Source organism: Lysobacter sp. GQ73 (assembly GCF_059758755.1).
In genome coordinates, this window is sequence record NZ_JCAXEE010000001.1 from 628,777 (window position 1) to 651,285 (window position 22,509).

The window sequence follows — 22,509 nt, forward strand, 5'->3', positions numbered from 1 at the left end:
GCGACCACTGCGTTGTCGGCGTGGCCGAGTGCGGCGAGCGCAGCCTGCACTTCGCCGAGTTCGATGCGGAAACCGCGGATCTTGACTTGCTCGTCGACACGGCCGAGCACTTCCAGGCGGCCGTCGCGGCGGCGTCGCGCCCGGTCGCCGCTGCGGTACATGCGCTCGCCGGCATGGAAGGGGTCGGCGACGAAGCGTTCGGCGGTCAGCGCGGCGCGCCCGCGATAGCCGCGGGCTAGGCCGGGGCCGGCCAGGTACAGCTCGCCGGCCACGCCGTCGGGCACCGGCTGCAGCCAGGCGTCCAGCACGTAGGCGCGGGTGTTCCAGATCGCGCGGCCGACCGAGGGCGCGGCCTCGCCTTCGATCGCGGCGAACGCGGCATCGACGCCGTATTCGGTCGGGCCGTAGGCGTTGTAGCCGCGCACGTCGCCGCGCTCGGCGAGGGTCTGCCATTGCGCCGGCGCGATGGCTTCGCCGCCGAGGATCACGCTGCGCGGATGCCAGTGCGCGGGATCGAGCAGGCCGCGCTGGCGCAGCGGCTCGAAGTGCGACGGAGTCAGGTCGACCGCATTGATGCGGCGCTCGCGCAGCCGCGCGATCAACAGCTCGCCGTCGCGGCGGGTGTCGTCGTCGATCAGCTCCAACTGATGGCCGGCGCTCATCCACAGCAGGCCCTCGACGGCGGTGTCGAAGGCGAAGGTCGCGGTCAGGGCGAAGCGCACCCGGCTCGTGTCGTTGTCGCGCGCAATCGCGCTGTACAAGGCGCTGCGTTGGTGCTGGAACAGATGCGACAGCGCGAGGTGGGCGACCAGCACGCCCTTGGGCCGGCCGGTCGAGCCGGAGGTGTAGATCAGATAGGCCGGGTGCTGCGGATGCAGCGGGCGCACCCGTTGCAGATCGGTCGGCGCCTGCGTGGGCATCGACTGCAGGCGCGCCTGGAATGCGGCGTCGTCGAGGATCAGCACCGGCAGCTCGCCGCCGAGGCCGGCGGCGATGCCGGCGTGGGCGAGCACCCGGGTCGGCGCCGCGTCGAGCAGCATGTCCCGTTGGCGCGGGCCGAGATGTTCGAGGTCGAGCGGCAGGTAGGCGGCGCCGGCCTTGAGCACGGCCAGCATCGCTACGACGCTGTCGACGGAACGGTTCAGGGCCAGGGCGACGATGTTCTCGGCGCCGACGCCTTCGCCGATCAGCAGATGGGCCAGCCGGTTCGCACGCTGTTCGAGGGTGGCGTAGTCGAGCTCTGCATCGCCGCAGACGAGGGCGATCGCGTCCGGCGTGGCCGCGGCCTGGCGCTCGAACCAGCGGGGCAGGGCGGTCGTTTCGACTTCGACCGACTCTCCGCGCGAGCCCTCGAGCAGGCGCTGGCGTTGGGCGTCGTCGTACAGGCCGGCCGCGCCGATGCGCTGTCGCGGATCGGCGGCCATCGCCGCCAGCATCTGGACCAGGCCGTCGACGATGCACTGCGCGCTGGCCTCGTCGAACAGGGCGGTGGCGTATTCCAGCAGGCCGGTCAGGCGCGTAGCGCCGTCGCCGGCGTGGTGTTCGGTGAAATCGAAGCTGAGGTCGAACTTGGCCACCGGCGCGTCGAACGCCAGCAGCTCGCTGCGCAGGCCGGGCAGGGCCGGCAACGCGGGCGCGGCCGCCTGCAGCGACAGCATCACCTGGAACAAGGGGTGATGGCCGAGGCTGCGCACCGGGTTGAGCGCATCGACCAATTGTTCGAACGGCAGGTCCTGCTGCGCGTAGGCGGCCAGATCGAAGCGGCGCACGCGTTCGATCAGCGTCGCGAAGCTCGGGTTGCCGGAGGTATCGGTGCGCAGCACCAGGGTGTTGACGAACATGCCGACCAAGCGCTCCAGCGCCGGGTCGTCGCGGCCGATCACCGGGGTGCCGATGGCGATGTCGTTGCCGGCGCCGAGCCGGCTCAGGGTCGCGGCGAGCGCGGCCTGCAGCAGCATGAACAGGCTCGCGCCCTGGCGCCGGGCCAAGTCGAGCAGGGCCGCATGCACCTCGCCGCTTATGGCGAAGCGCAGGCTGCGGCCGCGATGGCTCGGGGCCTGCGGCGGCGGTCGATCGGCAGGCAGTTCGATCCGTTCCGGCAGATCGGCCAGCGCTTCGCTCCAGTGAGCGAGTTGGCGCGCGGCCAGGCTGGCCGCGTCGCCGGCGTCGCCGAGCAGGCGGCGCTGCCACAGGCTGTAGTCGGCGTATTGCAGCGGCAGCGGCGCCCACTGCGGCGCGTGGCCCTGGCAGCGAGCGGCATAGGCCTGGGCCAGGTCCTCGGCCAGCGGCGCCAGCGAGGCGCCGTCGGCGGCGATGTGATGCATCAGCAGGAGCAGGATCTGGCGTTGCGGGGCGAGCCGGAACAGGCTCGCGCGCAGCGGGATCTCGCGGCTCAGGTCGAAGCCATGGCCCGCCGCGCGGGCCAGCGCCTCGTCGAGCCCGGCGTCGTCGCAATCGACGAGTTCGAACGGCGCTGCCGCGGCATCGAGCACGCGCTGCTGCGGCGCGTCGCCGTGCGGAAACACGGTGCGCAGGCTCTCGTGGCGGCCGAGCAGATCGGCGATCGCCAGGCGCATCGCATCGCAGTCGAGCTCGCCGTCCAGGCGCAGGGCCAGCGGGATGTTGTAGGTCGGGCTCGGGCCCTCGAACTGGTGCAGGAACCACAACCGCTGCTGGGCGAACGACAGCGGCAACTGCGATGGACGCGGTTGCGCGCTCAGCGCCGGCCGCGCCGGGGCGCTTTCGCTCAAGCGCCGGGCCAGGGCCTCGACCGTCGGCGCCTCGAACACCTGGCGCAGGCCGAGTTCGACCCCGAGCGCGGTGCGGACCCGGCCGATCAGGCGAGTGGCGAGCAGAGAGTGGCCGCCGAGAGCGAAGAAATGATCGTCGATGCCGACGCGCTCCAGGCCCAGCACCTGGGCGAACAATTCGCGCAGCACGCGTTCGGGTTCGTTGCGCGGTTCGCGATGGGTACGGGCGTCGAGCTCCGGCGCCGGCAAGGCCTTTCGGTCGAGCTTGCCGTTGCCGGTCAGCGGCAAGGCCGGCACCGCGACGATGGCGCTCGGCAGCATGTATTCGGGCAGGCGTCCGGCGAGGCCGTCGCGCAGGCCGGCGCCGTCGACCGCGTCGGCGACCACATAGGCGACCAGCTGCGGCTGGCCAGGCCGGTCTTCGCGCAGGATCACTGCGTTTTGCGCGTAGCCGGCACGGGCCAGGGCGGTTTCGATCTCGCCGAGTTCGATGCGGAAGCCGCGCAGCTTGACCTGCTGGTCTGCGCGGCCGAGATAATCGATCTGGCCGTCGCCGCGCCAGCGCACCCGGTCGCCGGAGCGATACATGCGTTGACCGTGCTCGAACGGATTGGCGACGAAGCGCTCGGCGCTCAGCGCAGGGCGGCGCAGATACCCGCGGGCCAAGCCGCTGCCGGCGATGTAGAGTTCGCCGGCCACGCCGACCGGCACCGGCCGCAACGCGGCGTCGAGCACGTAGACGCGCATATTGTCGAGCGGCGCGCCGATCGGCACGCGCTCGGCCTCGGCCGCCAGCGCCGGGATCGCGCTGGTCAGGGCGAAGGTGGTGGTTTCGGTCGGGCCGTAGCCGTTGACGATGCGCAACTGCGGATGGCGCGCCTGCAAGCGGCGGATCGCATCGGCCGAGAGCACGTCGCCGCCGGCCCAGACTTGCCGCAGCGAGGCGAACAGCTGCGGCGCCGATTCGGCGAATTCGTGGAACAGGCCGGCGGTCAGCCACAGGCTGCGTACGCCGAAGCGCTCGATCAGGCGCTGGAAGTCGCAGCCATCGACCGCCTCGGCCGGCGCCACCACGATGCGCCCGCCGTTCAACAACGGCACCCACAGCTCGTAGGTCGAGGCATCGAAGGCGTGGGTCGAATGCAGCAGCACGACCTCGTGCCCCTCGCCGAAACGGCGGTCCCGGGCGAACTCGACGATGTCGCGCTGGCGCACGCCGACGCCTTTCGGCACGCCGGTCGAGCCCGAGGTGAACATCGCATAGGCGAGCTGTTCGGGATGGATGTCGGTCTGGATCAGGCGGCGGTCGATGGGTTCGCACGGCCCGGCGAAATCGGCTTCATTCCGCCCGATAAGATCCAGACGCAGTACGTTCGGATGCGCCAGGGCGCGCGCATCGAGGCTGGCATCGGCGATCAGCACCGTCGCGTCGGTCTCGGCCAGCACCTGGGCCAGGCGTTCGTCGGGGTGCTGCTCGTGCAGCGGCACGTAGTAGGCGCCGGTCTTGAGCACGGCCAGCACGGCGACGACCAAGTCCGCGGAACGGCGCAGCAACAGACCAATGCCGCGTTCGGCCGTCGCGCCGCGTTGCAGCAGCGCATGGGCCAGGGCGTCGGCGCGGCGGTCGAGTTCGGCGTAGCTGAGCGCGCCGTGCTCGCCGACGACGGCGATGGCATCCGGCGTGGCGCGGGCCTGGCGCTCGAACGCGGCCGCGACCGATTCGGGCTCGACCTCGTGGGCGGTGTCGTTCCAGTCCAGCAGCAGGCGCTGGCGCTCGGCGTCGTCGAGCAGCTCGATCGAGGCGAGCGGGCGGTGCGGGTCGGCCGCCGCGGCGGCGACGAAGGCCAGCAGGCGCCGCAAATGCGCGGCGATCTCGTTTTCGTCGTAGCTCTCGGCGTTGCCGTCGAAATGCAGCAGACAGCCGTCGCGGCCGATCTGGCCTTCAAGGTTCACCGCGACGTCGTTGACCACGCCGTTGGCCAGCGAATGCAGGATGCCGGGCTGACCGTCGAAATCGAAGGCATAGTCGAAGGGAATGATGTTGATGCGCGGGCCGAAGCAGCGTTGCTGGCCGCCGTCGGCGAGCGCCTGCAGGATGTCCTTTCCGCGGTAGCTCTGGTGGCGCAGGCTCTTGCCGATTTCGCGACCGGTCGCGCTGGCCAATTCCTGCAGCGTGGTGGCGGCGGCGAACGACAGGCGCAGCGGCAGCACGTTGGCGACGGTACCGGGAATGCCGCGGGCCAGCCTGGAACGGCCGGCGACCGGGAAATCGAACAGCATCTCCTCGCGCCCGGCGATCCGCTGCAGATAGGCGGCGACCGCGGCGGTCACCAATTGCGGCCATTTCACCCCGGTGCGCTGCTCGGCTTCGAACAAGCGATCGACGAGGGCCTGCGGGATCGCGCTGCTGCGGCGATGGAAGCGCGCCGACGGCCGCGGCACGCGACCATCGAGGCCGACCCGTTCGGGCGCGTCGCGCAGATAGTCTTGCCAATGCTGCGCGTCCTTGGCATGGCGCTCGGACTGCCGGTAACGCAGGTCTTCCTCGACCAACTCCATCACGCTGGCGAGTTCGCCGCCGGCCGGTTCCAGGCCCTGGCGCAGGGCGTTGTAGCGCTCGCTGATGCGCGCGGTGGCCAGCGAATAACCGTAGCCGTCCATGACGATGTGGTGGTAGCGCTGGTACCACTGGTGATGGGCCGGGCCCAGCTTGAACAGGATCTGGGTGAACAGGGTTCGCGTGGGCGGGGTTCGCGTGGACGGGGGCGCGGCGAGGTCGTAGACGCGGCTGGCATCGGCGAGCATGTGCGCGTGCGCGGCGGCGATCGGGTCGGCATGGCTCGACAAGTCGACGACCTGCAGCAGCGAACTGCGGCTCTCGCCGACCCATTGCAACGGTCCATCGACGCCGTGCTCGAAGCACAGGCGCAGGGTATCGGCCTCGGCGGCGAAGGCGTCGACCGCGCGGCTCAAAGCCTCGACGTCGAGCGGCCCGCGTATGTCGACATAACCGCGCGTGTCGTAGTACGCGTTGTCCGGGTCGAACGCCTGGGCGAACCACATTTCCGATTGCGGTGCCGATAGAGGGCGCGGATTTGCCTTGCTCATGAACTCACCGGTGTGCTGAAGATGGAGCGAGGGAATGTCGTTTCGTTCGCTGCGACGCCGCGACGGACCGGCCGGGCACGACCGATGGCGCGAACGCCGCGCGGACGGGCAGGACGGGTCAGTCGGCTTCGAGCAGGGCCGGCTCCGGTGCGCGCTGGAACTGGCGCTCGACCAGGCGGGCGTAATACGGATGAGTGGCGATCAACTCGCCATGGCTGCCGACGCCGGAGATCCGGCCGCCGTCGAGGAAGCAGATCCGGTCGGCGTGCATCACCGTGGACAGGCGATGGGCGACGATGATGTTGGTGCGTCCGCGCGTCAGCGATTCCAGGGCCAGCTTGACCTGGTGTTCGGTTTCGCTGTCGAGGTTGGAGGTGGCCTCGTCGAGGATCAGCAGGTCCGGGTCGCGCAGGAACATGCGCGCGATGGCGATGCGCTGGCGCTGGCCGCCGGACAGGTTGTTGCCCTGCTCGATCAGCACGGTGTCGAAGCCCTGCGGCATGCGTTCGATGAAGTCGAGCGCGCCGGCGCGCTCGGCGGCCGAGCGCAGGGCCGCGTCGGAGAACTCGCCGGTCAGGCCGTAGGCGAGATTGTCGCGCACGCTGCCGGGCATGATCGGCGCGTTCTGGGCGACGTAGCCGATGCTGCCGCGCCAGTCGGCCAGCGGAAAGCCGGAGATCGGCTGGCCGTCGTAGAGGATCTCGCCGCCGCTGGGTTCGTAGAAGCGTTCGATCAGCGACAGGATCGTCGTCTTGCCGCTGCCGCTGGTACCGACCAGGGCGGTGGTGGTGCCCGGCGCGAACTGCAGGTCGATGCCGTGCAGCACGGTGGTGTCGCGTCCGGCGTAGCCGAAGGAAACCTTGCGGAATTCCAGCAGGCCGCCGCCGCGGCGCTCGGCGCGGCCCGGCAGCGGTTCTTCCTCGGGCTCGGCGAGGATCGCGCTGATCCGTCCCGAGGCGCCCTTCGCCTTCTGCAGTTCGGCGGTGAAGTTGGTCAGCTGGACCAGCGGATTGGCGACGTTGAAGATGTACAGGATGAAGGCGGTCAGCGTGCCCATGGTGATCTCGCCGGCGGCCACGCGCGAGGCGCCGTAGACCAGGATGACGATGATCGCCAGGGTCATCGCCAGGCTCATCAGCGGTTCGAGCGCGGCGTTGACCCGCGCCACGCGCCAGCCCAGTTGCTTGAGGCCTTCGATCTCCTCCTCGCTGCGCTGGCGTTCGCGAGGCTCGGCGGTGAAGGCCTTGACCAGGCGGATCTCCTGGAACACGTGGGTGAGGATGCCGCTGAGCCGCGCGGTGCGGTCCTGGATGCGGCGCGACAGGCCGTCGAGCAGAAAGGCGATCGGGATCATCACCACGAACGCGGCGCCGATCGAGCCGAGCAGGGTCAGGGTCAGGCGCACGTCGAGCAGCAGCAGGACCACGATCGAGCCGCCGAGCAGCAGCACGCCGGTGAGCAGGTTGATCGCCTGGCGCGTGGTCAGCTCGGAGATCGATTCGCAGTCGCGGACCACCCGGCTGACCCGTTCGCCGCTGCTTTCGCGGTCGAACGAGGCGATCGGCAGCCTGAGCAGTTTGTCTACCAGCGATGCGCGCAGGCGCGCCACCAACTGATAGCCGACCCGCGCCAGCAGATAGGCCGAGATCGCGCCGACCAGGTTGGCGGCGACCAGGATGCCGGCGAGGATCGCGATGCGGCCCGGGTCGATGCCGCCGGTGCTGAAGTCGTCGATCAATTGCTTGGTCTGGATCGGAAACCAGAGCGTGCCCGCGACCGAGGCCATCGCCGTCAGCGCCGCCAGCGACAGCAGGGCGACGGAAGGCTTGCCGGTACGGATCAGGCGCCACAGGTCGCTGTAGGAACTGCTCATGCGAACTCCACGAAAGGACTGCGGTGAGGTGTAGCGCTGGTTGTGCCGGCATGGCGCGCCCACGGCCGATCGCGCACCGGATCCGGCGCGATGACTCCCGCGGCACGCGCAAGCGCATGCCGGTCGGCAGGTGGGTCTTTGCTTCGGGTTTGCTTCGGCTGCGCGGTCGGCCACGGATTCGATGCGAATCGACAAGGCCTCCGCGCTAGGGCTTGCGGATCATCCCGGACAGGGGTCGGGCACGGCGCTCATCGACCGGGCCGAGCGCATGGGCGTCTGCGATCATCGACCGGGCCGAGCGCATGGGCGTCTGCGATGGGAGGTTGCGAATCGATGGGATCGCGGCCGGGATGGATCCCGCGGCGATAGCGCTGGGGTTTTTCAATCGACTTGCTCCGTGTCACGAATAAGTTCGTCGCGCATTCCATGCGGCGGAGTGCGGACGGATCGGAATGGAACGGCTCGCTGTTGTTGTTATTTAGTGCGAGTCGTTGTTCGACGAAACCTTGGATTGCATCTTGCCCGGACAGTGTTACGTCCTGTTGTCAGGGCGGTCAACGACTCGGCGTGTTTGTCGATCGAAGTAGCGATGCCTATCGCATTATCGTTCGTGCGTGGTCACAGAATGCGGAACTGGATTACCGCGATACCGCCGATCGCAGGCGCCGATAGGTATGCGGAAATTGCTTTTTTACCGGGAAAATTGGCCGATTACCGAATAGTGCTCGAAGTCGGCGCCGCGCACTGGAATTATCGGGGCGCTATTGGCGAGAACCGACGGCTTTCACGCGCTTGGTCTCAGTTTCGTTCCGCAAGTGCGAAGCGCATCGTCTCGATGGCGGTCGAAGAGGTCGGTTCGGTCCGGCGAACGAATGCGGACCGGATCGCACGGTTGGTCGACGTGCTGCACCGGCGAAATCGGCGAGGCGCCTATTCGCTCGCTGATGAAGGATGCGCGATTCGCTTTTTGGCCGACCCAAGCAATCCTCCAAGCCCCCTCGCTTCGACGGAGGAAGCCGTCCGGCATTCCGGGAACGCGGTTTCAGGTAACGAACCGTTTACACATGCGTTGAAGGGGCCGCTCCGTATGTCGAAAGCGAGATATCTCCCCTCTCGCCGATCTCCGCTCTGGAGCGGAGATGCCCTGCTTCCTAACGATCGATGCGCGCCGGAAGGATGCGGTCTGAGCCGTTCTCAGAATGTGCGCGGCAAGGTCGCCCGGAAGCAGGCCACCGCGTCGCCTTCGATACGCACGCCGCTCGGCTCCCCATGTTCGACGCGCACGCTGACGTCCATGTGCCCGGCGCGCCCGTTGCCGGCGTGTTGGCGTGCGCGGAAACGGGCGAGCCCGTCGCGGGCTTCGAGCAGGCCGTGCTTGACCAGATAGGCGCCGAGCGGGCCGTTGGCGTTGCCGGTGACCGGGTCTTCGGCGATGCCGATCGCCGGTGCGAACATGCGGCCATGGGTCAGGGCATCGCCATGATCGTCGCCCTCGCAGTCCAGGGTGAAGACGAAATAGCCTTTCGCGCCCACCTTCGGGCCGAGCGCGATCAGCTGCGCGGGGTCAGGCTGCAGCGCTTGCAGTCGCCGGCGCTCGCGCAGGCCGATCAGCAGCTTGCCGTGACCGGTCGAGACGAATTGCACCGGGCAGCGCGGGTCGAGCGCGCGGTCGTCGACGCCGAGCGCCGCGGCGACTTCGCCGGCGAGCGCCCTCGGAAGATGCGGCTCGAAACTCGGCCGATTCTGTTCGATGGCGATGCGGAAGCCGTCGTCGCTGCGCAGAGTTTCGATGACCTGGATGCCGGCGCCGGTGAGCTGGCGGCAGGGGCTGGCCGGCAGGCCGCGTTCGAGGGCGAGGACGAAATGGGCGGCGACGGTCGCATGGCCGCACACCGGTACTTCAGTGGTCGGGGTGAAGAAGCGCACCCGCAGATCGTGGTCGGCGGCCTCGGCCGGCAGGATGAAGGCGGTTTCTGAATTGTTGAGCTCGCGCGCGATCAACTGCATGTGCTCGTCGCTGAGCCCTTCGGCATTGGCGACCACGCCGGCCGGATTGCCCTGATAACGCTGCCGGGTGAAGGCATCGATCTGATACACACGCAGGTCGGTCATGACGGGCACGGCTCCGGAGGCTGGCCCAGCATCCTAAGCGCGGTCCTGGTCCGCCGCCACGGCGGCCGGCGAATCGCTGCGTTCCAGTGCGCGGCGGTGGCCTGCCTGCGCGTTCGCGCGCGGGCGGCCGGGCGATGGGGCGGCGCTCAGCGCGCCTGCAGGCGCTGGTTGAACACGCTGGCGCCGTCGAGCCCGCGCAGGTCCACGGTCAGGGCTGCGCCGTCGGCGTCGATGTTCACTTCGCCGAAGAACTGGTAGCCGGCGAAGGGCGAGGCGTTCGCCCTGGGCGCGGCGCGCTGGAACACCACCTGCGGGCCGAAGGTGCCGTCCAGTCCGTTCGGGCCGAAGGAGCCGGCGTTGAGCGGGCCGGCGACGAACTCCCAGAACGGCGCGAACTCCTGGAACGCGGCGCGGCCCGGGTCGTAGTAATGCGCCGCGCAATAGTGGACGTCGGCGGTCAGCCAGACCACGTTGCGCACCTCGCGGATGGCGCGCAGCAGGTCGGCGAATTCGAGCTCGCGCCCGAGCGGCAGGCCATGCTCGCCGTTGGCCACCGCTTCCCAGCGGGCGCGTCCCTGCGCGTCGACGCCGTCCGGCACCAACAGGCCCAGCGGCATGTCGGCGGCGACGATCTTCCAGGTCGCGCGCGACTGACGCAGACCATGAGCGAGTTCGCGCAACTGGCGGCGGCCGAGGAAGGCGGTGTCGGCGTCCGGGCCGGGCTGAAGGTTGGCGGTGTTGGGGCCGCGGTAGCTGCGCATGTCGAGCATGAACACATCCAACTGCGGGCCATAGCGGACCACGCGGTCGATCCGCGTGCCTGCGCTGCCGCAGTCCGTGCGCAGCGGCGAATACTCCAGGAACGCCTGGCGGGCGCGCCGCGCCAGCACCGCGACGTCCTTGACCGTGTAGCGCGCATCGGCGCTGAGATCCTTCGATGCCGACCAGTTGTTGACGACTTCATGATCGTCCCACTGCCACAGCTGCGGCACCTGGGCAGCGAAGCGGCGCAGGTTTTCGTCGAGCAGGTTGTAGCGATAGCGGCCGCGGTATTCGTCGAGGGTCTCGGCGACCTTGTGCACGCCTTCGGCGACCAGGTTGCGCCAGATGCGGCCGTCCTCGGCCGCGACTTCGGCCTGGATCGGGCCGTCGGCGTAGACGGTGTCGCCCGAATTCAGGAAGAAATCCGGATCGCGCAGGCGCATCGCCTCGAACATGCGCATCCCGCCGAATTCGCGGTTGATGCCCCAGCCCTGGCCGGCGACGTCACCGCCCCAGACGAAGCGGATCGGGCGCGCATCGGCGCGGCCTTGCGGCGCACCGCGCAACCGGCCTTCGGTCCAGGCGCTGCGAATGCCGCTGCGCGCGTCCTCGAAGGCGACCCGTACGTAGCGTTGCGCCGGGCCGTGGCTCAGCGGCAAGTCCAGGCGGGCGGTGTAGTCGCTGGCGGCGCTCGCGAGCGGACCGCGCAGCGAACGGGCGCGGCGGAAGCCCTCGTTGTCGGCCACTTCCACCCACATCCGCGAGGCGCGGTCGCTGCGCGCCCAGACCGTGGCCTGGCGCGTGCCGATGTCGCCGAACTGGATGCCGTAGTCGAGCCGCGGACGTGCCGATTCGGCGGTGAGGATGGCCGGTGCGGCGGCGGCGGGCAGGGCCCAGCTCGCGGCGGCGAGCCCGAGGGCGTTGCCTGAACGGACGAGGAAACGGCGGCGGTGCGGATCGTCGGCGTGCATGGCGCTGGCTCGGCACGAGGTGACCGAACCCTAACCCGTGCATATGGCAGGCATGTGGCGAAGCAACGGCTGCCGGCGCCCCTGCGACTGGGCGGCGGCGCGCAGGGCGGAGGGCGACCGCCGCGGCCGGTTCAGTCCGGCTGCGGCCAGCCGATGCCGCCGAAATTGAACGCCGACACGTCCTTCAGCGCGATACGGCAGTACACGCCGCGATCGGAGGGAAACGCCTGCTGCGCCCCGGGCGTGTGATAGATCGCATCCTTGAGGTGCAGATACAGCGGCGGTCCGGGCCGGGACGTATCGCCGTCGACCCGCGCGGTCAGGCCTTCGACCGCCTGCTGCATGCGCGCGGTGATCGGGTGATGCTCGGCGTAACGTTTGAAGCCGATCACCGTGCCCGAGATCAGCACGCCGGCCACGAGCAAGGTTACTTGCACCTCCGGCGCGCCGTCCTGGGTCGCGGTGTCGGCGACCACTTCGAGCACGATGTCGCGGGTTCCGAAGTCCGCCAGCAGGTCGTTGCCCGCGCCGCTGTCCTGGGTCATGCCGTTCTCCTCGTCGGTAGCCGTCGCGCCGGCCGGGCGCGTGGGTTCGCTGCCGCCATCGCGGCCGCCTAGTACGGGTACGCAGTCCGTCCGCCAAAACGGCCAGGGGCCGCCGGAGCACGGGGCGGACCGCCCCGATCCGCCTGGGTCTGCCTCGGCGGTACGCTCGATGCCGGCGGGTCTCGCTGGCGATCGGTGCGGTTCCAACCGCGCCTTCGACGATACGCTCCGCTCGCGCAAGCGCCGTCTCCATGCGCAGCGCCTGCCACCCCTTCGGGCCTCGATGCAGCGTTCCGCCGCGAGCGCTTCTGCTTTCGCCGGGCGCATGCGATAACCGGCCGATCTTCAATCGTCTCGGAGCCGTGCATGCCCGCCATTCCCACCGTCGTCGCCAGCAGCGGCGGCGCGCCGTACCAGGTCCGCTTCAGCGACGACCTCGACCATCGCTGGCTCGCCGACGAACCGGCCGAGCAGGGCGGCGCCGACAGCGGCACGACGCCGGAGCGTCTGTTGCTGTCGAGTCTCGGTGCCTGCACCGCGATCACCTTGCGCATGTATGCGGCACGCAAGCGGTGGCCACTGAGCGCGGTCGAAGTGGAACTGAGTTTCAATCCCGAGGGCAAGCCGGCCGAGGGTACCGATATCCGTCGCCGCATCGCGCTGAGCGGCGAACTCAGCGAGGAGCAGCGCGAACGCCTGCTGCAGGTCGCCAATGCCTGCCCGATCCATAAGGTCCTGACCGGCGAGGTGCGGATCGCGACCGCGTTGGCCGCGCCGGTCGGCTGAGGAGGCAAGGCGCCAGGCTTGCGTTGCGCAGCCTGGCCGCCCATACAAGCGCCGCACCGGACCCCGGTGCGGCGCTGAGGATCAGGACTTGAGGAAGTCCAGCAGGTCCTGGTTGAGCTTTTGCTTGTGGGTGTCGGTCAGGCCGTGCGGGGCGCCCGGGTAGACCACCAGCTTGGCCTGCTTGACCAGCTTCGCCGAGGCGCGCGCGGCCGCGTCGATCGGCACCACCTGGTCGTCGTCGCCGTGCAGGATCAGGGTCGGCACGTCGAACTTCTTCAGGTCTTCGGTGAAGTCGGTTTCCGAGAACGCCTTGATGCTGTCGTAGGTGTTCTTGTGGCCGCCCTGCATGCCCTGAACCCAGAACGAATCGATCATGCCCTGCGACTTCTTCGCGCCCGGCCGGTTGAAGCCGAAGAACGGGCCGCCGGCGAGGTCCTGGTACAACTGCGAACGGTCGGCGATGGAGCCTTCGCGCAGGCCGTCGAACACGTCCTTCGGCAGGCCGCCGGGGTTGGCCTCGGTCTTGAGCATCAGCGGCGGCACCGCCGAAATCAGTCCGGCCTTCTTGACCCGTCCGGTGCCGTGACGGCCGATGTAGCGCGCGACTTCGCCGCCGCCGGTGGAGAAACCGAACAGGCTCGCGCCTTGAATGTCGAGATGTTCGAGCAACTGCGCGAGGTCGTCGGCGTAGTGGTCCATGTCGTTGCCGTCCCAGGGCTGGCTGGAACGGCCGTGGCCGCGGCGGTCATGGGCGATGGTGCGATAGCCGTGTTCGGCGAGGAACAGCATCTGCGCTTCCCAGCTGTCCGAGCTCAGCGGCCAGCCGTGGCTGAAGACCACCGGTTCGCCGTCGCGCGGGCCCCAATCCTTGTAGTAGATCTGCACGCCGTCTTTGGTGGTGAAAGTGCCCATGGGGTTTGCTCCTGTAGGGTGGGGGGAAGGGAGAGTGTGGGCGATGCCGGCGGCCGCGGCGTTGATCGCGGTCGCAGGCAGTCGTTTCGAGCCGGCAGCGTCAACTGCGAACGTCGGGATCAGGGCGCGGTGTCGACGAGCACCAGTTCGGCATCCTCGATCGCGACGACGCGGATCGCGCCCTCGTTGCGGATCGCCGCGCCGTCGCGAGCCTGCACCCGCACGCCGTTGACCTCGACGCTGCCCTTGGCCGGCACCAGGTAACCATAGCGGTCGTCGGCGAAGACGTACTCGGCCGATTCGCCGGCGGCGAGAGTCAGTCCGAGCACCCGCGCATCGGCGCGGATCGGTAAGGTGTCTTCGTCGCCTTCGATGCCGCTGGCCAGGGTGACGAAGCGGCCGGCGCGGTCGCCTTTCGGGAACGGCTTGCTGCCCCATGTCGGCGCGCCGCCGCGCTGATCGGGAATGATCCAGATCTGGAAGATGCGGGTGGTGCCGGATTCGAGGTTGTACTCGGCGTGCTGGATGCCGGTGCCCGCGCTCATCACCTGGACGTCGCCGGCTTCGGTGCGGCCGCGGTTGCCGAGATTGTCCTGGTGGGTGATCGCGCCGTCGCGGACGTAGGTGATGATCTCCATGTCGGCGTGCGAATGCGGCGGGAAGCCGGTGTTGGCCTGGATCGTGTCGTCGTTCCAGACCCGCAGCGCGCCCCAGCCCATGCGTTCGGGATCGCGGTAACCGGAGAAGGAAAAGTGATGCTTGGCGTCGAGCCAGCCGTGGTCGGCGCCGCCGAGGCTGTCGTAGGGGCGAAGTTCGATCATGTCCGTGTCCTCTTGGTGGGGTGCCGTGCGGCTTGAGGAGAACGATAGGCCGATGCGATCAGGTTTAGAATGGAACCAATGGAAAACCATTCTTTCCAAAATTGATATGGACGCCCGCCATGCAGAAACTGCCCGACCTGGAAGCCTGGGCGATCTTCGCCAAGGTCGCCGAAACCGGATCCTTCGCCCGCACCGCGGCCGAGTTCGGCCTGTCGCAGGCGACCGTGTCGAAAGCGATCACCCGCCTGGAGACGCGGCTGAAGACGGTGTTGTTCCACCGCACCTCGCGCAAGATGTCGCTGACCGAGAGCGGCCGCGGCGCGCTCGAACGCGCCAGCCGCATTCTCGCCGAGGGCGAAGCGGTCGAGGCCGAGGTCACCGCCCAGGCCAAGAGCCCGCGCGGGCAGGTGCGGATCGCCGCGCCGATGTCGTTCGGCGTCGCCCATCTGTCGCCATTGCTGCCCGAGTTCATGGCGCGCTTCCCCGACATCGCCCTGGAGATCGCGTTCGACGACGGCGTCACCGACCTGATCGGCGGCGGCTACGACTTGGCCTTGAGGATTTCGACCCTGGCCGATTCGAGCCTGCTGGCGCGGCGCCTGTGCGGCGTGCGCATCCTGCTGGTCGGCGCGCCGGCCTACCTGGAACGGCGCGGCCGGCCGAAGCATCCGCGCCAGCTGGCCGATCACGACGCGCTGTTCTATACCTATTCGCGGTTCGGCAACGCATGGCGTTTCAGCCACAAACGCCACGGCGATTTCTCGATCAGCGTGTCGACGCCGCTGCGGGTCAACAATGCCGAGGCCTTGAATCCGGCCTTGCTCGCCGGGCAGGGCCTGGCCCTGCAGCCCGAGTTCCTGGTCTGGCGCGAACTGCGCAGCGGCAAGCTCGAAGTGGTGATGCCGGAGTGGGCGCCGCCGCCGATCGCCTTGCACGTGGTCACGCCGCCGGGCCGCATCCGCCCGGCCCGCGTGCAGGCGCTGATCGATTACCTGGTGCGCAAGTTCGAGAAGGCGCCTTGGGCCGAGCCGTAGCGGCGCCCCGGCCGCGGCGGGGGCGGCGATGCGCAGGCCTCCGCGATGGTGTGCCACGGTGACCCGTCATCCCCAGCCCGGACTCGATACTCGGCTTCGCCCGACGCCCCCGCGCCGTGATTGAGAGGGCGCTGAATTTGTGATATTCATCACGAAACCCTTGGCCGAGGCACTGGGGCTAGCCCCGGCCCGGGAGGAAGGACGCCCATGAGGCGCATCCGCTGCCTTGTCCGCAACGCAGCGAACCGAGTACGCCAACCGTCCTGCTCGGCATCGATCGAACGACGGTTGCGAAGGGGGTCACGTGTCTATCCATCGCCGCCCATGTTCGTTCGGCCATGCCCGCGACGCACGCACGTTCGCCTGCGCTTCGGCACTGGCCATGTTGTCCTTGCTGGCCCTTCCGGCGACTGCGCAGATCCAGCGCAGTTTCATCAACCTCGGTTTTGAAGAGCCGGTCTTGAGCCCGGTCGGCTGCCAGACCCAAACCGTGGATTCGCGGGTGACCGGCTGGACCACCACCCACTTCAGCGCCGTCTCCAACGGCACCTGCGCCAGCCCGCCGGGCGGCGAAGTCGGGCCCTTGATCGAGCTGTGGAGCACCGGCTTCCTCGGCGTGCCGTCGCGCGCCGGCAACAATTTCTCCGAGCTCAACGCCCAGGCGGCGTCGCGCCTGTTTCAGCCGGTTTGCCTGGTCACCGGCGAGCAGGTCCGCTGGCAGTTGAGCCACCGCGGCCGCGACGGTATCGACGTGATGTCTTTCAACATCGGTTCCACCGCGAACGAGATCGGCCGCTTCGCGACCGGCACCACCGGAGCGGGGGCGGTGCAGGCCTGCGGCGGCGGGTTGATCACCGGCGCGAGTTGCGCCGCGCCGGCCACGACCAACACCTGGGCCGACTACACCGGCACTTTCACCTGGAACGGCGTATCGGGTATTCAGAATTTCGGCTTCGAAGCGATCAGTACGGCCACCGGCAACAACAGCTCCGGCAATTTCCTCGACGAGATCCAGATATTCCTGACCCCGTACCTGGAGTTCCGGGCATCCTCGAGCTCCGGGCCGGAATCGACCGGCGCCGGCGCCGGCCCGCTGATCGCGGTGTCCGGCAACCTGGCGACTGCGATCACCGTGACGATCCAGGTCACCGCGGCCAGTACCGCGACGCTCGGCAGCGACTACACCACGCCGACCGGCACCAACACTTTCACCATGACGATCCCGGCCGGCAACTACGACGGCGGCACCGGCAGCCAGTTCCCGACCGGCATCGTCGTGGTCAACGACACCATCGTCGAGAACAACGAAACGCTCGTGATGAGCGTGGTGCCGAACCCGTCCGTCTACACCATCGCCAGCACCAGTACCTGCGGCGGCGTGGCCGTGCCGTTGTCCGCCTACACCATCCTCGACAACGACGTCGATACGCGCACGACCAAGACCGTCGGCAATGCCAATCCTGCGCCGGGCGGTACGACCGTGTTCACGGTGACCTACCAGAACAACACCGCGCGTCCGACCGTCGGCACGGGCAGCGATCTCACCGTCCACGACGCGCAGGTGTCGATCGCCGATGCGCTGCCGGCCGGTTTCACTGCGTTCTCGTGGACCTGCGCCGCCAGCGGCACGCCCACGCCGGTGTGTCCGGCGGCCAGCGGCACCGGTGCGATCGGCGCGACGGCGACCCTGCCGGCCGGTAACGGCGCGGCCGGCGGAACCTTGACCTATTCGATCACCGGCACCCTCGACCCGGCCCAGTGCGCGGCCACCACCAACACCAGCACGGTCGCGGTGGTCGCGCCGATCCAGGAAGCCACCAGCGCGCAGGCCTTGTTCGTCACGCCCGCGCCGGGCGGTACGGCCAACAACACCGCTACCGCTAGCGTCGATCCGGGCTGCGTGAGCTTGAGCAAGACCACCAGCCCGGCCGCGGCCGCGACCTTCGGCTTCGCCCTGACCAATACCGTGCTGACCGCCGCGACGGTGAGCACGCCGGCATCGGGCACGGCGCAGGTCGACGGCAATGCCGCAGCGGGCCTGCAGCCGTTCGGGATCGTCGCGCCGGGCACCGCGATCACGATCCAGGAGACCGCATTGCCGGCGATCTACCGACTCTCCAGCGCGACCTGCAGCAACGGCACCGCCAATGTCGGCAACCTGAGCGGCACCACCTTCAGCATCGCGTCCGCCGACGTGGTGGCGGGCATCGATTTCACCTGCAGCTTCACCAATACGCGTAAGACCGCGTCGGTGGCGCTGGCCAAGACCTGGATCGGCGCGGTCGTCAACGACAGCGCCGACCTCGGCGCCACCGGCGGCGTGGCGAATCCGGCCTTGGCCTCGGTCGCCGGCAGTGCGAACGAGACCGATACCGGCACCGCGGTCGTCGTCGACACCGGCACCGTGTTGACCTTGTCGGAGACGCTCGGCGCCGGCAACGTCGGGCTGTACAACCCGGGCGCCTGGGCCTGTTCCGGCACCGGTGGCCTGTCGGGCAACACCCTGACCGTCGGCGACAACGACACCGCGATCGTGTGCACCATCGTCAATACGCGGCAACAGGCCGATTTGCGCATCACCAAGACCAATACGCCGGGCGTCAACAACGATATCGACCCGCCCGACGACACCGTGACGCGCGCATCGACCACGACCTATACCGTGGTGGTGACCAACGAAGGCCCGGACACGGTGGTGGGCGCGCGGGTCAGCGACACCGCAGGCCCGGGCATCGTCTGTCCGGCGGGAAATATCGTGACGTGCAGCGGGCCGGCGGGCGCTTGCCCGGCGGGCCCGCTGACCTTCGCTGCGCTGTCGGCCGGCGTGACTCTCGGCAGCTTGTCCGCGACGCCGGGCAGTAATCGGGTCACGTTCGTTTTCCAGTGCAGCGTGCCCTGAGCGGCGCGCAAGAGCGTCGCGGTCGCCGATCAGCGACGCCCGCAAGCGTCGCGCGGCCAATCACGCCCGACAGTGCGACTGCGTGTCGGAGCCGGTGCGCGTGGCGCCAGACCAAGGTTCGACTCAGGCGCGATCGGCTTCCAGTGCGGCGGCGCGGTCGTTGCGCGCGCGGCGCGCCGAGATCAGCATCTGCACCGCGGCGTACAAGGTGACCGCCAATACCAGCCAGCGCAGCCATTCCAGCGGCAGCGACTTGACCAGGAAGGCCGCGATCAAGACCCCGGGAATGCCGCCCAAGGTCAGGCCGAAAGCCGCGCGCAGGTCGTAGCGGCCGCTGCGCACGAAGGCCGCGCCGCCCACCGGCATCAGGAAGGCGCAGGCGCCCATCATGATCGGGAAGGCCGCAAGCGGGTTCATGCCGAGCAGGCTGACCAGGATCAGGCAGGGCGCGTACAGGCCGATGCCGAGCATCATCAGGGCGCCGAGGACGAAGCTGGCGCCGATCGCGAAGACCAGGGTCGCGCCGGACAGGCCCAGCGCTTCGCCGCCGCCGGGCAGCCATTGCAGGTTGGTGGCGAGAAACAGCGCCGCCGAGATCAGCAGGGCGATGCCCATGCCGACCTGGATCGCGCGCTTCGGCAGCCGCGCCACCATCCGCACGCCGGCCCAGGCGCCGGCGACTGCGGCGGCGATCATGCCCGCCAGGGTGACGAAGTCGACGCCGACCACGGCGATGAAGATCAGCGCCTGGGCGATGGTCGGCAGGGCGTGGCCTACGTTCAAGGTGCCGGGAATGCGATCGTCGGCGACCCGGCCGCGCAACTTGAAGATCGCGGTGGTGGTCGCGAACGACCCGATGCCGAGCGTGTCCAAGAAATTCGCGACCAGACCGGTCAGCCAATCGCCGAGGCGCGGCGGCGACGGGCCGCCGGCATCGGGGCCGGCATGCTGGCCATCGTTCCGCTTGCGACGGGCGCGTTCCAGGCTGTACCAGCGCCAGGCATAAGCCAGCGCGAGCAGGGCCAGGGCCGACCAGAGCAGGGCGACCTCCAGACTCGGGCGATTCATGCCGGCGCCCCGGCCAGCGGGAGCAAGCGGCTTTCGACTTCTACGGACATGGCGCCTCCTGACACGACCCGGGCCATGGTCGGACCGGCGCGCCGGCTCGGCTTGCATCGCTTGCGCGCCCCGGGTGCGGATAACGGCACAGTGCCGCGCGGCGGCAGGCGGCTACGACGGGCAGGCGATCGGCTCGGGCGATGCGGGAGCGTGACCGGCGTCGCCGAACCGCCGGATAGTCGCCGGGACGGGGAGGGAAATGGGGCACTCGCTCGTCTGATTAGGGATACCGACCCGCGCCCGGTGGCGCGGTGCCGCGCGGACGATCCGGTCATCAGCGCGTCCGGCCTTCAGCGCCGGTACGCGAGTCTTCGCGGGCAGGCCTTGCGTCGGCTTCGGGACGAAGCCCTCACTCGCCAGGGATGGCGAGGGCGCACCATGCGTGCGCATATTTTCGAATCGTCCGACCGCATCTCGGCCCTGTCGTCAGTGGCCCTCCATTGCAGGCGCAGCGGCGCGGACGGATCAGGGCGCGGGCTTGCGGTAGACCACGATGAGGGTCAGGTCTTCGTCGCCGAGTTGGCGCAGGCCGTGGCGGCTGCCGCGGCGGGTGAGGACCGCGTCGCCCGCACCGACCTCGCGGCGGCGGCCGTCGAGCATCAGCTCGCCGCGTCCCGACAGCACGTAGTAGATCTCGTCCTTGTCGTTGGTGTGGTCGCCGATGCTCGCGCCCGGATGCAGGCTGCGCTGGCGGAACACGATATCGAAGCCGTCGGCCTGGGCGAAGAACGGATAGGCGGTGGTGCGGCCTTCGCCTTCGTGCGGGCCCGGCTGCGCCTGGGCGATGTCGCGAGCCTGCTCGACGTAGGAGTCGCTGCGCAGTTTCGCCGGCGGCTGCGCGGCCTGCGCCGGCGACAGCGCCGTCGCGAAGATCGCGAAGGCGAGAGCGGCGCTCGGGTACCGGCGGATCGACAGGGTCATGGCGGGTTCTCCGGTGTGTCGGCGCTCAGCGCGCCAGCCAGCCTCCGTCGACGGGCAGGACCGCACCGTTGACGTAGTCCGAGGCACGGCTGGCGAGGAACACCGCGGCGCCGCCGATGTCGGACGGCTGGCCCCAGCGCCCGGCCGGTATCCGCGCCAGGATGTCGCGGTTGCGCGCTTCGTCCGAGCGCAGCTGCGCGGTGTTGTCGGTGGTCATGTAGCCGGGCGCGATCGCGTTGACGTTGAGCCCCTTGCCGGCCCACTCGTTGGCGAGCAGGCGGGTGATGCCGGCCAGGCCGGACTTGCTGGCGGTGTAGGACGGCACCCGGATGCCGCCCTGGAACGACAGCATCGAGGCGACGTTGATGATCTTGCCGCGGCCGCGGGCGACCATGCCGCGCCCGGCCGCCTGGGCGAGGAAGAACGCGCTCTTGAGATTGACGTTCATCACCGCGTCCCAGTCGGCCTCGCTGAAATCGAGCGCGTCGGCGCGGCGGATCAGGCCGGCGTTGTTGACCAGGATGTCGACCGGCCCGAGAGTTTCGGCCGTTTCGGCGACGATGCGGTCGATCGGTTCCAGACTCGACAGATCGGCCCGCAAGGGCAGCAGCCGGCGGCCGAGGCCGCGCACCAGCGCGGCGGTCTCGTCCATCGTGCCGCTGGCGACCGCGGCGATGTCGGCGCCGGCCTGGGCCAGCGCCAGGGCGATCGCCTGGCCGAGCCCGCGATTGGCTCCGGTCACCAGGGCGACCGTGCCCTCGAGGCCGAACGGATTGCGCGGATGCGGATCGGTGTTCATGCGCGCGCCCTCACTTGAGTTGGCAGATGTCGAGCTGGTGCATGTCGGTGTAATCGAGGTTCTCGCCGCCCATCGCCCAGATGAAGCAATAGTTCTGTGTGCCCGAGCCCATGTGGATCGACCATGGCGGCGAGACCACCGCCTCATCGTTGCGGATCACGATGTGGCGCATCTCGGCCGGCTCGCCCATGAAATGCATGACCCGCTGGTCGCCGAGTTCGAAGTAGAAATAGACTTCGGAACGGCGGTCGTGCAGATGCGGCGGCATGGTGTTCCAGACGCTCCCCGGCTTGAGCACGGTCAGGCCCAGCAGCAGTTGGCAGGAGCGGCAGGTGGCCGGCACGATGTATTGATAGATCACCCGCTCGTTCGACGTCTCCAGCGCGCCGCGCTGCAGCGGCACGGCCTGGTCGATCGAGATGTGCACGGTCTCGTGGCGCGCATGCGCCGGCGTCGAGGCGAGGTAGAACTTGGCCGGCTCGGAGGCATCGTCGGAAGCGAACACGACGTTCTGCGTGCCCATCGGCACGTACAGGCCGTCCTTCGGCTGCAGTGCATAGGTTTGGCCGTCGACGAGCACGGTGCCGGCGCCGCGGCCCACGTTGACGATGCCGAGCTCCCGGCGTTCCAGAAAGGATTTTCCCGCCGCCGATGCCGGCTCGGTGTGCTGCGGCAGCGCGACCGGCGCACCGGTCGGCGCCGCGCCGCCGATGACGAAGCGTTCGTTGTGCGAGTAGTTCAGACGCACCTGGCCGTCGGCGAACAGATCGCCGATGAGGTAGCGATCGCGCAATTGCTCGTTGCTGGCGCCGGCCATCATGTCGGGATGGGTGGCGTGGTAGGTCTTTTGGAACATCGAAAGCTCCGTCGGGTCGGGTGTCCGGGCCGGAGTGGGGACCGGGGTAGGGGACGATTCTAGACCGGAAGGTTAACCGGTGTCATTCGTTCTGTCGGAGGGTGCTCTGGGATGAGGCTTGGATCGGGTCGGGTCCGGGTTGACGGAACTTTCGTGGTTAAATATTGATTTAAATCAATCGGTTATTGATTGCGCCAATGTGCCGGGTTTGGCTGGGTAGTGCGGGAGACCCTTGTAGGAG

General features: G+C 69.1%; 14 protein-coding genes (1 of these 14 only partly in view). 3 read left to right on the top strand and 11 right to left on the bottom strand.

What is annotated here, in order from left to right:
* From AC6CH2_RS02405 to AC6CH2_RS02425, 5 genes are all read right to left on the bottom strand, one after another.
* Positions 1–5,858, bottom strand: partial view of a non-ribosomal peptide synthase/polyketide synthase gene (locus tag AC6CH2_RS02405; RefSeq protein WP_498267765.1) — the 5' end (the start) only. Its footprint begins 21,982 nt before the window's first position; only the first 5,858 of its 27,840 coding nucleotides appear in the window; the start codon lies at positions 5,856–5,858; the stop codon falls past the left edge of the window.
* 118 nt (positions 5,859–5,976) lie between these two features.
* On the bottom strand, positions 5,977–7,731 hold the full coding sequence (locus tag AC6CH2_RS02410) for an ABC transporter ATP-binding protein (protein ID WP_498267766.1): 1,755 nt from the start codon (positions 7,729–7,731) through the stop codon (positions 5,977–5,979).
* Between the two features lie 1,194 nt (positions 7,732–8,925).
* A complete protein-coding gene (locus AC6CH2_RS02415) occupies positions 8,926–9,843 on the bottom strand; it encodes a PhzF family phenazine biosynthesis isomerase (protein ID WP_498267767.1) in 918 nt (305 codons plus the stop codon).
* Positions 9,844–9,989: 146 nt separating this feature from the next.
* On the bottom strand, positions 9,990–11,576 hold the full coding sequence (locus tag AC6CH2_RS02420) for an alkaline phosphatase D family protein (RefSeq protein WP_498267768.1): 1,587 nt from the start codon (positions 11,574–11,576) through the stop codon (positions 9,990–9,992).
* Between the two features lie 131 nt (positions 11,577–11,707).
* Complete coding sequence (locus AC6CH2_RS02425) at positions 11,708–12,121, bottom strand: GvpU-like protein (RefSeq protein WP_498267769.1); 414 nt, start codon at positions 12,119–12,121, stop codon at positions 11,708–11,710.
* Between the two features lie 366 nt (positions 12,122–12,487).
* Between AC6CH2_RS02425 and AC6CH2_RS02430 the strand changes: the two genes are divergently transcribed.
* Positions 12,488–12,907 carry an OsmC family protein gene (locus AC6CH2_RS02430; protein WP_498267770.1) on the top strand — a complete coding sequence of 140 codons (420 nt, stop codon included), beginning with the start codon at positions 12,488–12,490 and terminating at the stop codon, positions 12,905–12,907.
* An 81-nt stretch (positions 12,908–12,988) separates the two neighbouring features.
* Here AC6CH2_RS02430 and AC6CH2_RS02435 read toward each other — a convergent pair whose 3' ends face one another.
* The gene (locus AC6CH2_RS02435) at positions 12,989–13,819 is read right to left on the bottom strand and encodes an alpha/beta fold hydrolase (protein ID WP_498267771.1); all 831 of its coding nucleotides are present in this window, start codon (positions 13,817–13,819) and stop codon (positions 12,989–12,991) included.
* Between the two features lie 119 nt (positions 13,820–13,938).
* Positions 13,939–14,640, bottom strand: a complete 702-nt coding sequence (locus AC6CH2_RS02440) for a pirin family protein (protein ID WP_435393775.1) — start codon at positions 14,638–14,640, stop codon at positions 13,939–13,941.
* Between the two features lie 119 nt (positions 14,641–14,759).
* Between AC6CH2_RS02440 and AC6CH2_RS02445 the strand changes: the two genes are divergently transcribed.
* Both AC6CH2_RS02445 and AC6CH2_RS02450 read left to right on the top strand, forming a co-directional pair.
* Entirely contained in the window at positions 14,760–15,674 is a 915-nt protein-coding gene (locus tag AC6CH2_RS02445; protein WP_498267772.1) for a LysR family transcriptional regulator, read from the top strand.
* A 382-nt stretch (positions 15,675–16,056) separates the two neighbouring features.
* On the top strand, positions 16,057–18,573 hold the full coding sequence (locus tag AC6CH2_RS02450) for a beta strand repeat-containing protein (RefSeq protein ID WP_498267773.1): 2,517 nt from the start codon (positions 16,057–16,059) through the stop codon (positions 18,571–18,573).
* Between the two features lie 123 nt (positions 18,574–18,696).
* Here the strand turns inward: AC6CH2_RS02450 and AC6CH2_RS02455 are convergent, their stop codons facing one another.
* From AC6CH2_RS02455 to kduI, 4 genes are all read right to left on the bottom strand, one after another.
* A complete protein-coding gene (locus AC6CH2_RS02455) occupies positions 18,697–19,641 on the bottom strand; it encodes a TSUP family transporter (protein ID WP_498267774.1) in 945 nt (314 codons plus the stop codon).
* A gap of 516 nt (positions 19,642–20,157) precedes the next feature.
* Positions 20,158–20,613 (bottom strand): cupin domain-containing protein, encoded by a 456-nt coding sequence (locus tag AC6CH2_RS02460; RefSeq protein ID WP_498267775.1) that lies wholly within the window; start codon positions 20,611–20,613, stop codon positions 20,158–20,160.
* Between the two features lie 25 nt (positions 20,614–20,638).
* On the bottom strand, positions 20,639–21,412 hold the full coding sequence (kduD, locus tag AC6CH2_RS02465; protein WP_498267776.1) for a 2-dehydro-3-deoxy-D-gluconate 5-dehydrogenase KduD: 774 nt from the start codon (positions 21,410–21,412) through the stop codon (positions 20,639–20,641).
* 10 nt (positions 21,413–21,422) lie between these two features.
* Positions 21,423–22,268 (bottom strand): 5-dehydro-4-deoxy-D-glucuronate isomerase, encoded by an 846-nt coding sequence (gene kduI / locus AC6CH2_RS02470; protein ID WP_498267777.1) that lies wholly within the window; start codon positions 22,266–22,268, stop codon positions 21,423–21,425.
* Positions 22,269–22,509: the final 241 nt, after the last annotated feature.

Excerpts from the sequence above, each read along its gene's own strand:
- AC6CH2_RS02410 (WP_498267766.1), bottom strand. The coding sequence starts at position 7,731 with ATGAGCAGTTCCTACAGCGACCTGTGGCGCCTGATCCGTACCGGCAAG.
- AC6CH2_RS02415 (WP_498267767.1), bottom strand. The coding sequence starts at position 9,843 with ATGACCGACCTGCGTGTGTATCAGATCGATGCCTTCACCCGGCAGCGT.
- AC6CH2_RS02420 (WP_498267768.1), bottom strand. The coding sequence starts at position 11,576 with ATGCACGCCGACGATCCGCACCGCCGCCGTTTCCTCGTCCGTTCAGGC.
- AC6CH2_RS02425 (WP_498267769.1), bottom strand. The coding sequence starts at position 12,121 with ATGACCCAGGACAGCGGCGCGGGCAACGACCTGCTGGCGGACTTCGGA.
- AC6CH2_RS02430 (WP_498267770.1), top strand. The coding sequence starts at position 12,488 with ATGCCCGCCATTCCCACCGTCGTCGCCAGCAGCGGCGGCGCGCCGTAC.
- AC6CH2_RS02435 (WP_498267771.1), bottom strand. The coding sequence starts at position 13,819 with ATGGGCACTTTCACCACCAAAGACGGCGTGCAGATCTACTACAAGGAT.
- AC6CH2_RS02440 (WP_435393775.1), bottom strand. The coding sequence starts at position 14,640 with ATGATCGAACTTCGCCCCTACGACAGCCTCGGCGGCGCCGACCACGGC.
- AC6CH2_RS02445 (WP_498267772.1), top strand. The coding sequence starts at position 14,760 with ATGCAGAAACTGCCCGACCTGGAAGCCTGGGCGATCTTCGCCAAGGTC.
- AC6CH2_RS02450 (WP_498267773.1), top strand. The coding sequence starts at position 16,057 with ATGTTGTCCTTGCTGGCCCTTCCGGCGACTGCGCAGATCCAGCGCAGT.
- AC6CH2_RS02455 (WP_498267774.1), bottom strand. The coding sequence starts at position 19,641 with ATGAATCGCCCGAGTCTGGAGGTCGCCCTGCTCTGGTCGGCCCTGGCC.
- AC6CH2_RS02460 (WP_498267775.1), bottom strand. The coding sequence starts at position 20,613 with ATGACCCTGTCGATCCGCCGGTACCCGAGCGCCGCTCTCGCCTTCGCG.
- kduD (WP_498267776.1), bottom strand. The coding sequence starts at position 21,412 with ATGAACACCGATCCGCATCCGCGCAATCCGTTCGGCCTCGAGGGCACG.
- kduI (WP_498267777.1), bottom strand. The coding sequence starts at position 22,268 with ATGTTCCAAAAGACCTACCACGCCACCCATCCCGACATGATGGCCGGC.